2 protein-coding genes are annotated in these 15,563 nt (G+C 54.2%); both read left to right on the top strand.

The window, feature by feature from the left end; translation table 11 throughout:
- Positions 1-32 precede the first annotated feature (32 nt).
- Positions 33-4,652, top strand: coding sequence for an Ig-like domain-containing protein (locus B4O97_RS16220; RefSeq protein ID WP_083052455.1), 4,620 nt, complete (start codon positions 33-35; stop codon positions 4,650-4,652).
- A 23-nt stretch (positions 4,653-4,675) separates the two neighbouring features.
- Entirely contained in the window at positions 4,676-15,535 is a 10,860-nt protein-coding gene (locus B4O97_RS16215) for an Ig-like domain-containing protein (RefSeq protein WP_083052453.1), read from the top strand.
- Positions 15,536-15,563 lie beyond the last annotated feature (28 nt).

The following is a 15,563-nucleotide window of genomic DNA, read 5'->3' as shown; positions in this document are numbered from 1 at the left end:
TCGAGTTACTCCATTCTCAAGCTCTGGAGTCAATGGAAGTCCGGGATATGGATATCGAGGCCTCGGATCATACTATTCTGGAGAAGTTTTTTCCTGTTACCGGTCTTGAACAGTGGCATCACAGATTTGACCTTGGTTCCCTGGAACCCGGTATCTATCATGTACGGGTGAGGGGTATGGATGCGGCCGGTAACAGTGTGGAGTCGGAAGCCATTGATTTTCGTGTCAGCCCCGAATCAGATTTGCCGAAGGTCTCGGTCACTTTTCCCGACAGCGATACCACCATCAGCGGTGATATAAATCTTCTTGGCAGCGCTACAGACGATGACGGTATTGAATATGTCGAGCTAAAAATCGACGATGGAGATTTTGTCCGGGCCGAGGGTCGGGATTACTGGTCTTTCTTTTTTTCTTCCGAAGATTTCGAAGACGGCGAGCATGTTCTTTCCGTTCGCGGCGTCGATATCAACGGTACTCCGGGCACAGCGGTCTCGGTTCCTTTTGTGCTGGATACCCTGGCACCGGAAATAAGGATTTCTTCCCATGCCAATGGCGATCGTGTAAGTGGTGTAATCAGCATTTCCGGCATTCTCCGGGATGCTAACGGAATCCGTTCCCTTGGAACCCTGGCAGCCGGTGATGACGCGGAGATGTCGGAAATAAAACTGAAGGGTGATCTACGTTCCGGGGAGGCTGAGTTCGATATTAAAATCGATACCCGTGAACAGGCCGACGGATTATATTCCTTGAAATTTATAGCTGAAGATCTTCAAACGAAACTATCTACCGAGGTCCTCCATCTTTTTATCGACAACTCGCCTCCCGTGTTGGAGATAGTGTATCCCGGAGAGTCTGAGTCCCTGAACGGACGTTTCACAGTGATGGGTCGGGCCGGCGATGATGTCGGACTCGCATCTCTGACCTTCAGGCGAGGAAAAGAGGAAGCTGCAGAAATTCCCCTCAGGGCCGGAGATCCGTTCTGGTCGGTACCGCTGGATTTCTCCGGCGAAGAAAAAACTGACAGCGTTTTTTCCCTCACCGATCTCGCGGGCAACATTACTGAACTTGTTCTGGAACGGGATCTGGACCGGGAAGGGGATAAGCCGGAAATCCGGCTTTCGGAGACAGGGGAACCGGAAGGCGGATCCGTACCGGAGATTATGGGCTGGCTTACAGATGACGATTCGGCGGATGGTATTACTTATATTCTGGATGATCAGGAACCCCGGGAATTGAGAAGCGGTCCTGTATTTCGTTTTCCCCTGGAGGGGCTTTTACCCGGGGAACATAGCCTGGAAATCCTGCCCAGAGACAGCAACAAAATAGAGGGAGAAGTGCTCAGGAAGGATTTCCTGCTCCCCGCAGCCCCTCCTGAAATCAGCTTTACCCTGCTGACCGATTCGGAAAAGCGGGAGATTCCCTATACACCGGGTTTAAAAGCCGCAGTCGCGTCAATACAGTACATATCCGGAAAGATCCTGTTCGAAAGCGGAAGCGGGGAGGCTTCCTATGAATTTCCCGACGGCGGAAAAGGAAAGGTCTCCCTCAAAAGAACAGATATCGAAGGGGAATACCTGTTTCAGATAAGGATACCGGATACGGAGGAGGCCGGCTTTTTCGGAATAGATATCGAGGCAAGGGATGACGCCGGAGGAAGCCGTGCCCAGGCGAAGGCCGGTCTCGTTTTGGAGATACCGGGGGCACAGCCACCGCCGGCCAGGATTATTCCCCTGGCAGCGGAAACAGGAAATTCGATTTTTCGAGTAGATTCCGGTATGGATTTTATTGTTCCCGGATACGATATCAGCCGGGCGGAGGTGACGGGAGGGCAGGGGGCGCTGAACCTTACCTGGAAGGGAAACAGGCTGACGCTGGAAACTGCTTCGGATCTTCCTGCAAGGAATCTGCGAATTGTCCTGGTCACTACCGGAGGAAGGGAGCTGGAATATGGTCCTTTTACCCTCCTCGGGGATAATTCATCTCCCCGATGGTCGGTGCAAACGGACCCTCCGGGGCCTTTTTTCTCCAATGAGTTAACGTTGACCGGAAGCGTCCGGGACACGGGAGGGCTTGCAGCGCTCCGCTACAGAACGGCAGAGGGAGAAGAAACTGAGCTTCCTGTTAGCTTTGAAAAAGGCAGCACCGACGAAATCAACTTTTCAGTGCCTCTGGATTCCGGCGATTATCCTGATGGTCCGGTTTATCTTACCCTGACAGCTGAGGATTCCAGCGGCAACCTGGGAACGGAGAGAATCCTCCTGATCAAGGATACGAAAGCGCCGGAGGTGACCCAGATACTTCCCGCCGCCGGGGATCCTGTGAATGGAGCCTTTTCGCTCATGCTCAAACTTGAGGATGAGTGGACGGAAGGTTTCAGCGGCGAGTTTATCGTGGGTGAAGAGGAACCTCTTCCACTGAAAATAGAGGGCAGGTCCCTGACGGTACCGATAGAACTGCCCATTCTTGCCGAAGAATACGAGCCCCGCATCCTTATTCGGGATACTGCAGGGAATGAAAGCATGTTTTCTCCAATGCTTAATGTGGACAGGTCCGGGGATCTGCCGAAGGTCAAGATTTTTGAGCCTGCCCAGGATGCTCTCGTTCAGGATTCCTTCCGCCTGTCGGGAAGGGTAGCGGACGATGACGGGGTGGCAGCCATAGAATACCGCCTGGACGAGGGAGAGTTTAAGGCCCTCGAGGCCGGATCCGCCTTCGATACGGAAATAGATATTGAGCTTCTCGGGGATAATGAACATGTGATTGAGGTCAGAGCTCTGGACCTGCGGGGTGTCGCAAGTGAACCGGCGTATGTTAATTTTCGCGTCTCCCGTCAGGCCCCCGAGGCCGTTATGCTCAGTCCGGGGCTGGGAATCACCAGCAGAAAACAGATTGAATTGTCCGGAACAGCCTCGGATGCAAACGGAATAGAAGGCGTGTATGTTTCTCTGGACAACGGGGGAAGCTTTCATCGCGCCTCCGGCGCAGAGGAATGGTCCTATCCTCTGAATACCGAGATCATGGTTGACGGCAGCTACATGATTCTGATCAAGGCTGTGGACTCCTATGGTGTTTCTGCCCTTCATTCAGGTCTTATTACACTGGATAACACCCCTCCTGTTCTTGAACTGGCCAGGCCCAGGGAGGGGGAAACGATAAGCTCCACCCTGCAGCTTGAACTGAGGGCGGGAGACGGTATCGCTCTGGAGAATCTCCGCTATGTACTTTCGCCGATGAAAGATTCTGAGACCGAAGGCGAAATCCCGGCAGCCCTTCAGGGGAACCTGGATCCTGCGGAGGTGCTGGTGCAGGCCCTGGACACAAGCGATCTGCCGGCGGGACTGTACAACCTGACTGTGTACGCTGGAGATAAAGCCGCCAACGAAACCTTCGAATCCCGTAATATCCACATAAGGACGGATGAATCCATCATCATCCCGGAACTGCTTTTTCCCCTTGAAGGTGCTGATCTTCATGGTCCCTTCTTCCTGGAGGGACGAGTCAAAGGAATCGGAATATCTGAAAAAATAACGCTCTTGAAAAACGGAACTCCCTTCGACGTCCTGACCACCGGAAAGAACGGATATTTCAGGCGACCAGTTACTCCGGAGGAGATGGAAAACGGCCCCTGCAGCTTTCAGCTTGAAACGAGCACCCCCGACGGGTCGATTATACAAAGTGCAGCCCGGAACCTGAATTATCGGCGGGAGGGCGGATGGGTTTCGGTAACATCCGTGGGAACCGGCGACTATGTCGGCGGCAGACCCTGGATCGAAGGGAAGGCGGATTATTTAATTGACGATCCTGGCGGTGAAGCCGGGATGTCAAAGGATGAACTTAAAGCCCTGGAGCTCCTTGAGCTGGGATACAGTCTGGATAACGGAAAGCATTACCGGGAAATCAAGGTGAAAAATGATTGGCGTTTCAGGCTCGAAACCGGTGAACTGGCAGAGGGGCCTCTGGAAATTATTGTCAGGGCTGTTTTCAGGAACGGCGAACAGGTACTGACCAGAGTCAAGGTCGTAGTGGACGAGGTAGCGCCGAGAATCAGTATTCGAACACCGGAGGGAGGCGCCGCCGTTAACGGCGACCTTTTTGTCACGGGGGTTTCATACGACCTGAATGGTGTCGAAGCTGTTGAAATAGTGCTGCGAAAGGGAAGTAAAACCCAGGGACAGCTTCCTCAGTTCGTTGAGGGACTCTATCTGGACAGCAACTTTCTTGGTTCCACCTACTGGAAGCTCGGTCTTGGGCTGACCTTTTTTGATGAAAATGTGCGTCTTCAGGTGGGATTCGGCAGTTCTCCGGAAGGGCGGTTCAACGGACAGGTTTTTGGAGTGAAACTCCTTGCGAATGTGGCGACCCTGCCGTACGGATACTTTTTCGGTCCCGACTGGGATTTTGTCTCTTCGAGTCTTGCCCTCGGCTCCGCCTTCGAATATTTCACCATGACCGAAAGCCCTGAAGAGGAGTCAGGACTGGTTCTCGGTGCCCTTATAGCCCAGCTTGAACTGATAAAGGTAAAGATTCCCACAATGAACACCTTTAATACCTACAGTCTTTACATTGAAAATCAGCTCTGGTTTATCTCCTCGGATGTGGAAGGGGGCCTTGAAAACAGGGTTTCCCTGGGAGTGCGGGTACGTGTGTTCTGATCAACAGGAAGAGGATATATGAAATGACCAGGTACAACGGAAAAAGAGAAAGAGGGAAACCCCCGAAAGGAATACTATACCTTTACGGTGCGGCGGTTTTTTTTATTCTGGCCCTTCTGTTGAGTACCTGTGATCTATTCTCACCCGGTCTTGGTGATTCCGTTGACATTAACGCGCCGCGCCTGGATATCCTCAGCCATGGAAACGGGGATTACGTATCCGGGGTGATCCAGCTTTCCGGTACTGCAGAGGACGATCAGGGTATCAAGTCAGTACGCATTCAGGGACCCGGTATTGAAGAGAATGCTACCTACAGCAGCGGAAACTGGTCGGGCAGTGTGGATACCGCTTTGATGGACGATGGCGAGTATGAGTTTATACTGACAGCCCTTGATACCACCGGAAAATCCGCCAAAATCAGTCTTTATCTAATTGTCGATAACAATCCTCCCACTGTCATGATTACCTCCCCGACAAGCTACAGTACCCGGGAGTTCAACCAGTTCTTTACCCTGAAAGGCGAAGCGGTGGATACAACCCGGGTACAGCGGGTTCTGATTTCCCTCTATGATCAGGACGGAACACCGGTTATTACCGACGTACTGGCTACCGGAACCTCGAGCTGGTACTATCCCTTCGATTCGGAGAGCCTCGGGATCGGTTCCGGAGGACCCGAGGATTACTATTTTGTAGTGGAGGCCGAGGATTTCAGCGGAAACTATAACCCCTATTTTTATCATTTTGACGACATTGTCGCCATAACCAACCCTGGCCAGACACCTCCGATAATCGAGGAACTGCATGCCGCGGATTACAAGGGAATCCCCATTAATGCAGGGGTGCTCGCCTCGGATTATACCCTGACACGGAAAAACACAAGCCCCGGCGAACAGCTTCTGGTTACCTTTTACCAGGACTCGGACAAGCCGTACTTTCTGGAAATTATCCCGAGTTTTGACAATAATGCCGCCGGCAACGTTCTGGGTATGCCCCAGCGCCTGAGCTTTTTTGCCGAGGACGATGACGGTATCAAAAACGATACCCTGGAAATAGAAATCTTCGATTCCGGTGACAATCCTGTGGAAAGTGCAAACTGGGAAGACTTTACCGTTACGGGTACCCAGTGGACTTACGAGACCAATCTTCCCGATGGGGAATACTACTACACCCTCTACGTCGAGGACATTCTCGGCAAGCCAAACGAACTTGCTCCCAACCTGGCCAGTTTCCGGGTCAGTTCCTTCGCACCGGTGGTTCAGGTAACGTCTCCCACCCAGGGCAGTTTTATCGGGGATGCGGGATCTGTGACCGTTACAGCCAAGGTTACCGGGCTGGGAAGCGGCGAAGTGTGGCTCGACTGGGACAATGACGGGGATTATGAGCTCCGGATGAATCAGACCGGGGCGGATACCTTTACGGCGGACCTTTCCGAAGGCGTCAGCGTCGGGACGGCACCTTTCGATTCAGAAATCTTTGACCTTACACAGAACGGCGAGCTGCCCGTCAGCGTACGAGCCGGGACGGTCGGCAATTACGGTTATGGAAACCTTCAGCTGATCAGTGACATCGAGCCCCCTTCCGGGAACATAAGCAGCCCCGCCGAGGACGAGGTCATCAACGGTGTCTTTACCCTGCGGGGAGGAGCCCAGGATGTTCAAGCCGACGGCTACACCGGTTATGTCAGGACTGTATACCTGCACGTTGGGGCAGCCCCGTCGAATCCTGTTTTTCCCGATGACTTTACCGATCTGTCCCAGGATTATACATGGTCCTATAATCTCGACACAGCTGTTCCCGGGGACGGCCTGTACACCCTGAGCCTTGTTGTTGAAGACGCCGCCGGAAATTCAAGCAGCCCTATCAGCCGGGATTTTGAAATTCTTCAATCCTCGGATCTGCCGATTATCAGCCTCTCCAATCTGACTGTCGGCGGCGCGGCGGATGAAAATCCCCTGGGCCGGGATCCCAGCATTGTAGGTCTCGTCGAAGACGACGATAGTGTTGATGTCTCGACCATAGAGATACAGGTTGACGGGGGAGCCTGGACGCCTGTAAGCAAGGTGCCCTCAGGAGACAGAAACATTGCGAGCTGGAGTCATGTACTAAGCGGTATAAGCCAGGGCGAGCACAGCATGCAGATACGGGTCCGTGACATCGGCGGCAACCTCAGTATTCTGCCCCTGACGGGATTTATTGTCGATTATGGTCCTCCGGATCTGAGCATAAGCGCCCCGACCAACAACGCGGTTTTCAATACCGACTTTAGCATCGATATTTCCGCCGCTGACGCCAACGGACTCAAGCTGGTAAAGATAATCTTCAACGGGAGCGAGGAGTATGTCCTGCTGGAGGACGCAGCCGAGCCCTACGATCAACTGAGTTATGACGGGAGCTACTCCTTTTCCGTTGATGCAGGCGGGGATGACGACGGCGAGTATACCTATCAGGTAATAGCCGTGGATGCCAGCGACGGTACCACCACGCTGGATCGGGGTGTTATAGTCGATGCCAGTCCTCCGATCCTGGTGATCGAACAGCCTGCGGACTCCACAGTCGTCAACGGTGCTGCAGTGAATGTCCGGGGTACCACCAACGATAACCGCAGTGTGGCAGGAGTATACGCGGACATTAATCCCGTCGGATCCTCCCCCGACACGGATATTCTGGACTGGGATTTTATCGCCGACGGAACCTATACCTGGAGCTTTGATTTCAGCAGTCTCGAGCTGAACAGCAGTGATGTCCCCCTGGAATATATCATCTCGGTACGGGCAGTTGACGGCGCAGGTAATATTTCTGGCGAGTACGCCAGATCCGTCCATATTGACCAGGGCAGCGATCGGCCCGAAATAGGTTTCAACGATCTGGATAAAGACGAAACCACCGCGACAAACAATGTCCTGACCGGAGCGGTAAGCCTGGTAGGGACTATCGAGGATGACGATTCCATCGATCCGGGCCTTTTTTTCGGTTCCGCCATCGAAATAAGCCTGGACGGTGCCCCCTGGGAGCCCGTATCCGGTCCGCCTTCTTCATCGGGCAGGCTGGTTGCCTGGAAACACGATATCTCTGCCCTCTCAGAAGGTCTGCACCGGGTAAAACTCAGGGTCCGGGACAGCCAGTCCGACGGAACATCAGGTGCATCCAGTATTGCCCCCGAATATTCAACGAACTTCAACTGGAACATTGAGGATTCCGTCGACCAGTCGGGAATCCCCTTTATTCTCAACATCGGACCGCCCTCCTTGAACATCCTGACACCTGCCGGTTACAGCTACAACAACAGCGATGTCATCATTTCCGGTACGGCTGTGGATGCCAATGGGGTTGCTTCCGTGGAAATCAGTCTGGATAACGGGAGCAGCTGGGACGATCTGGAAGTGACCCCGGGAACTTCGATCAACTGGCAATTTAACCTGCCAGTCAGCGCCGACGGGACTGATGACGGCGTATACACCTGCCGCGTTCGCGCCCTCGATGCCTATGGTTCAGAAGCCCTGCAGAACGTCCAGTTCACCGTTGATGCGAGTCTTCCCACAGCAGCTATAAATCAGCCCCAGGGAAGCGATATCGTCAACGGTTCCCTCGTATTCAGCGGCACGGGGGGGGACAATATTTCCCTGGCCGCCGCATACTATAATATTCAGGAGAGCAGTCTGCCCGAGCCGGACTTCCCTGAGGATTACACTCCCCTGGGCGGTACCTATTCCTGGAACGGGACTTTCGATACAAGCCCGGTTAGCGACGGTGATTATACCCTGCGGGTCGTTTCCGAGGACATGGCGGGCAATTTCAGTGAAGTCAGCAGTGTTGTTTTTACTGTGGATCAGGAATCGGATCGTCCGGTAATCAGCTTCTCATCCATAAACCAGAGCGGCAGTTTCAGTGAAAATCTGCTCCCCGGGGCAAAACAGGTGGCGGGAACGATTATAGATGACGACAAAGTGGATGTTTCGACCATACAGTACCGCCTGTACGAGGAAAACGGAACAGATCTGGTCAGTGCTATAAGCCCGGACTGGATGCCGATTTCCGGTGCGCCCTCCTCGGACACGACGCTGGCCACCTGGCTGCACACCTTTGGAGCAGGTCTTTCGGACGGGAAATATCAGGTGATCCTGCGGGTAGCTGATACTCTTGATGCCGGTGCCTTCTCCGCCGGGGGCTACGGCTGGTCCGAGTCTCCCATGGTTAAGATTGCCGTGGATACCGCGAATCCCGGCGTTACCGTGACAGCGCCCCTTAACGGCGGGTATACCAACGATGATTTTGTCCTGGAAGGGATCGCCTCCGATGCGAGCGGTGTACAGCGCGTTCAGATACAGTACGGAACTGCCGCCCCTGAGACCCTCTACGAGGACAGCGCAGATCCTTATGAAACCAGCGTAAACTGGAGCGATCTGTACGACGTGGATACTGATGCTCACAGTGATGACGGAATTCTGAATTACAGTATTACCGTAACCGATGTCTACGGTAAAATCACTACCACGGACCGTTACATAAGCATCGATACGGTAAAACCTCTCATCGAATCCCTGGTACTGGTAAACAACGATCAGACCGGCGGCGGTATTATCAACGGTTCCGCCCTTATTCAGGGTGCGCCTCAGGATCAGGAGACCCTGGTTACCGCTGTATATCTGCGCATCGACACCTCTCTGCCCGATGCCCCGGGACCTGATCCGACCGTCGAAGGCTGGGAGCTGCTGGCGGGGACAACGAGCATTAACAAGCGCTTCAACTCCACGCTCCTCACGGATTCTGTCCCCCATGCAGCCTATCTTATTGTTGAAGACCGGGCGGGTAACAGGACCGCTCCCGGGGACTATGTCCTCAGTTTTACCCCCGTACAGGCCGGAAACGCCCCGGAGCTGAGCCTCGATACCCCTGACGGATCCCTGCTGCGCTATTCGGATTCCATCAGCGGTACAATACGGGACGACGACGGAGTGGACGTGGACAGTATCGAGATCTCCTTCGACAACGGCTCATCCTGGTACCCTGTAAGCAGCCACTCTGCTTCAAACTCAACCAGCGTCGTATTCAGTCATTCCCTGAGTGATCCCGGCCCCGGCGTTAGCGAAAGAATTGCGTCCTATCCTGTTCAGGTACGGGCTTACGATACGGGTGAGGATTTCCTTGATGACTCCCAGGATGTCGATCCGGTATCGGCTTTATCGACCGGTATAAGTCTGAATGTTGACAACAGCGAACCGGCAGCTTCGATAAGCCAGATCAGTAACGGAGTATCCAGCTCTGTGACTCTTCAGGGAATCTATGTGAATGACCGCTTCACCCTGACCGGTACTGCCTCGGACGGTGTCCGGGTAGCTGAAGTCCGGGCAAAACTGGGAGGCGAAGCCTCCTTTGCGGCGGTTACGGATACCGGAACCGATTTCAGTACCTGGTCATGGAACCGGACTGGCCTGAACATCGGAGCTGATTCCCTTGTGGTAAACCTCGAAGTGGAGGATGTTCACGGCCGGACAACAGCCTATTCCTATACTTTGCTGGTGGATGAGGATCCGCCGGTGGTTGAGTTTCTTACAGAACCGGGGACATACCACGGTGAGCTCAATATCCGCGGAGGAGCATCGGATACTGTCATGGTGTCCAGGGTTTATCTGGCCCACGGTACTACCCAGCCGTCAGATCCTGCAGGAAATGATCCGGAGAGTGACGTCGATTATGAAGCCCTCGGCTCCTCGTACAGCTGGTCCTATCTCCTGAATACCAGGGATATCAACAACACCGATTCCGACCTGACCTATTACGTCACAGCCATTGCCGTGGACGGGGCCGGGAATATTTCCGCCCGGGAGGACCTTAGTTTTGTCATTAACCAGGGTTCCGACCGACCGAATATCTCCTTCTCCAACATAACGGCGGGAGCCGCGGCGGTTGATAACCTGCTCGAATCCAACGCGAAGGTTCTGGGCTCCGCGGACGATGACGACGGCCTTGCGAGCCTGCAGTTCGCTGTATCGGAAGACGATATAAACTACGTCCCCTGGACCCCTGTTACCACCGACGGATCGACCCCTGTGTCGGTGAGCGGAATTAACCTCAACTGGCAGAATTATGTCGCAGACCTGGGGGAGGGCATTCACTATATAAAGTTCCGCCTGCGGGACACCGAGTATGTGGACCTTTCGACCCCCTTTAACGAGGTGGAAACTCCGTCGGTGGCCTTTACCATCGATACCGGCGCACCGGCCCTCAGCGTGATCGATTTTGAAATCGACAACGCCTATGCAGCGGGCACTGTGAATAAGACTGCGACGGCGGGGACTCTGATCAACAACAGCTTTCTGATGTCGGGTACGGCTGTGGACGGCACTGTCCTGACGGATGTTGAAATCAGTACCAACGGAATCGATTTTGTCTCCGTGGATACACTGAATGCCCCGGACTGGTCCCACACAGTGGCGATTCCGCGGGACGGATCCATGGACGGTTCTCTCACCCTATACATAAGCGCAGTCGACCAGTTCAGCAAATCAACGACGATCAGTCTCCCGGTAAATATTGACACCACCGAACCCGACATTATTCCCACCCAGCCTGCGGGTATGGATCTTGCTGATCCGCCCAATGTAAACGGGACCGTAACCCTGCGGGGTTCGGTTACGGAAGCGAGTGCTGTTACCGGTTTTTCCGCCGTGGGCGGCATATCCGATGATGTTCTCCTGAGCAACAGCGGCACCAGTCTCAACTGGGTACTGGAGCTCGACAGCGATCTGTACGCCGGCCCCTTGTACGCCACTGAAACGGTACCGGGAAGCAGCAATATCTGGCGTTTCCCTGTGGATGTCAGTGCAAGCGACGCAGCAGGCAACCTGGGGTCCGAGGTATTCCAGGTTGATATCGATCCCGACAGCGATAAGCCTCAGCTCTACCTGACCGCCCCCGCCGCCTCTTCGAGCGTAGCCGGAGCCTTCATTGTACAGGGTACGGTCAGCGATGACGACGACATACAGAAGGTCACAATCCAGGTTGATCTGGATGATGACGGATTCTATACCTCCAGTTTAGACCTGGACGGAAGCGGAAGTAGCGGGGATTCGGATTTCGAGGATGAATCGGTCCCCATCGACTTGAGCGTGACCAACGGTTCCTGGAACATCCTGATGAACCAGTCCAACGAACTCAGCAAGGCCAGCCTGATTGCCGCAGGGTATGCCGCTGCGGACGGGTGGATACGCCTCAGGGTAATACCCTACGATGTTGACAACACCCGCTCCGGAAGCCCCAACCTGGCCGGGGAGGCCAGGGAGGTCAGAATCTATATCGACTCGACGGCTCCCCTTATCGAAGGGCAGGGAGAAGCCCTGCCGAGGCCCCTTAACGGTTCCATAGTATCCGGACCGATGGTCGAGCTCTCGGCACGTTTCAAGGATGACATGCCCCTGACAGCTTCGCGCATGCAGATCAGCTATGATGGTGGCGTCAGTTTCCAGAGCATCAGCGATGCCGGGGGTTCGGTTACCGATAACGGGCTTGTGGACGGATACTACGAATATGACCTGGAACTTGAACTGGATACCACTGCCGCAGGAGGCATCGTTCCGGGAGGAAACGGTATACTCCAGGCGGTATTGCGGGTTACGGACCAGACCTTCAAGCAGAACACCCTGTCCATCCAGCTCAATGTGGACAACACTCTGCCAACGGGCAGCTTCAATTACAAGGACGACCTCTCCTACATTGGAACACCCCCCGCAGAAATCTACAGCTTTCACGGGAACAGTACATCGGGAGGAGATTACCTCCTGATCGGAAGCGCGGAAGACACAGGAACGATCAGCGGAATTGAATCTGTACGGGTCTACTTTGTAAAGAACGGAAACTTCTATAATCCCACGACAGGAAGCACCAGCGCAGTCAGCACCGCCGACGTACCCGACATGAGCGGTATTGAACAGATGATACCCTTTACCGAGGATCCGTCCCTTCTGATCGACGTCGACAAACGATCGGAAAGAGGCTTGTACGACGACGATCCGGCGGACGGCGATGACGACGGATTCCAGGAAAGCCTGCTTTCCAAGGGAACCTACGATGAATGGTTTGTCTATTTTGATACGAGCATATTTCCAGACGGTCCCATGGACATGTACACCCTGGTCTATGATACGGCGGGCAATTATGTACATCAAAGGGTTTCAATCCAGATCGTGAATAATCCGCCGGAAATTGAAAGCATCGAAATAGATGAATCGGGTACCCTGTATTCAGGGCTCTTCAAGCGCACTGATTCCGTATATCTCAAGGTAAATGCCAGTGATTACGAAGGAATAAACCCTGCTTCCTATACCGCCAGCGTAAGAGGGCGCCGGACGGCTCCCAACGGCCTTGAAGACAGTACGGGTGTACCGGCGGTGGGTACTACTATCGATATCTCCGATACCGGGGACGGTACGAACGAGAACGATATAAACCTGGATATCTCCGGCTGGGAATCCGGTGTCCAGTACACCCTGAGAATCGAGGTGCTGGATACCGACGATAACCTGGTTCAGAGAGATATTGAATTATGGGTCAACAACAGCGATATTACACCTCCTGTTGTGGAGATCGATGATCTTGATCAAAGTAATGTTACCCCATTGAACGGACATATTGATGAGGCGGGATTCAGCCTGAATGACGGCGGCAGTATTATCGCGGCCATCGCCTCTGTTTCCGGGGACAGGGAATTCTTTGTATCGACGGACCTTATGGGCAACGGAACGGTACAGCCCGGATGGACCGCAGCCTTCGAAAACGGAGAGTGGCGAGGTATCGCGGACTTCGATTCGGGCAGCGGCGAGGTACTGCTGAAATCAGCCCTTGATGGGACTCCCGCAGGGGACGTAACTATTCAGGCCGGTCAGGCGGACATCTCCGGCGTGGTAAGCTTTACCGGAACCGCCTACGACGACACTGTCGTCAATGACGTGGAAATCAGCTTCGACTCCGGAATTACCTGGTATTCCGTCGATTCCCTTACCCGGATCGGGGGCGATGATATCGCCGGTTACGATTACACCTGGAGTTATACAATCAACACCGCGGATCCCTCCGAATCGGTATCCTGGACCACCGCGGCTCTGGATCAGACCGTTATGGTACGCGCCACCGACGGGCCGAACACCGGCGTACTGACTCCCGCGGGATCAAGTTCGGATATGAACGTGGATGTAGTCCCCTACATAAGCGAGATCAACCGGCTCACCCCCGGACTCAAGACCAACCGATCAAGATTCGGCCGGTATTCGGTGTATCACAATGAAACTGATATACAGGTAGTGGGCTTCAACCTGAATCCCACTACTGCGGGTCTGTACCGGGATCCCGCCGGGAGCGGTACCCCTGATGCATTGACGGTGAGTAATATTGCCCCCGATTTTACCAGCTTCGAATTATCCATCGGCGGAACCAGCAGAAGCGGCTGGCTGGGTATACGGGTGGATGGTGTCGATGCCGTCAACAATGTCAACAGCAATCAGCGCAGCTACAACAGCACCTACGGTACCGACGGCAATGAAGCCGACTGGAACGACGACCGCTACTTCTTCCTGTTCAAGGTTGGAGAATACTTCGGACCCGATCCGGAAAGTTCCTACAGCCCCCAGCATCCGGCCATGACGATTCATCCGGGTACTTCCAGGCTCTTCGGTGCCTGGTCCAGCTACGCGACCTCTGACGTATTCTTTGCCTCCGGCAATACCGATGCAGCCGCCTTCCGCAGCCGCGTTTATCACACCTATGACACGGCGGAACACATCGACATCGCCATGGATGCGACATCACCAACAAGCACCGGCCGTCTTGCCCTGGCCTGGCTGGCAAATAATTCATCGGATGGAAACTACAGCGACGGGCATATCAGTTCCTTCCCCTACGAACGGAACGCCAACTTCATAGACGGCGACGTTGATAATGACGGGGCCGCAAATCTTCCGGCAAATACGGAACAGTGGACCCGCAGCTTCTTTGACAACTGGTACTATCAGGGTGAGGGTCTGAGTTACGACAGCGAGCTCTTCCAGTTCTCCCAGGTGCGGACGGCACGGTACGGCGCCAATGTGCATTGGGCATACCACGATAGAATTTCCAACACCCTGAAGTATCAGTACGTATCTACTGCAAACAACGACGAAGCGGAACTCCAGGACTGGGTAAATATCGACGGGACCGACACCGATACCGACGGCGGGGAGAATAACCGCATGGTGACAGGCGGAATCGCCCGCACGACAGACGCGGGTGAATTCCTCTCCCTGGCCCTGGATGAGGACTATTATCCGGTGATCGTTTACTACGACAACATCGGAAAGACCCTGCGGCTGGCCCGGACGGGAAGCACGGCCCCTCAGGACGATGAGAACCAGTGGACTCGTCAGGAGGTATTTCTGCCGGATGATCCCAACAAGGACTTTAACGGCAAACACATTTCCGCTGTTGTGGACGACCAGGGATATCTGCATATCTCCTTCTGGAGCGATGATACGGGGTATCTGTACTATATCAAATCCGACAACAACCCCGAAAACGGCGGAGCCTATTCCTTCGGATACTCCCAGATAGTTGATGATACCGGGACGGCGGGAATCTATTCGGACATAAGCCTCAACCGTGCCCCCGGAACGGATGAACCCTATATCGCCTACCTGAATTCCGCCAGAATGAATACCCGGGACGGGATAAAGCTCGCCTTCTACGACGCGGTGAAAGGCGGCTGGGAGTATGTGGTTATCGCAAACAACACCATCGTGACGGAAAAACGGGTCAGTATTGAGTATGTCAGAGGAGGAAGCCCTGACTGGCAGGCGGCCTTCGGCTACGCGTCGGCGGACCGTTTTGAGTTGAACTATCTGATGCCGGAGGTGCCCTAGTACCGGGGTTCAGGTCTGCAGGATTCGA

The organism is Marispirochaeta aestuarii (assembly GCF_002087085.1).
GTDB classification, from domain to species: domain Bacteria; phylum Spirochaetota; class Spirochaetia; order JC444; family Marispirochaetaceae; genus Marispirochaeta; species Marispirochaeta aestuarii.
Note: the sequence above shows the minus strand (reverse complement) of the source record. Positions and strands in the feature narration are given on the sequence as shown.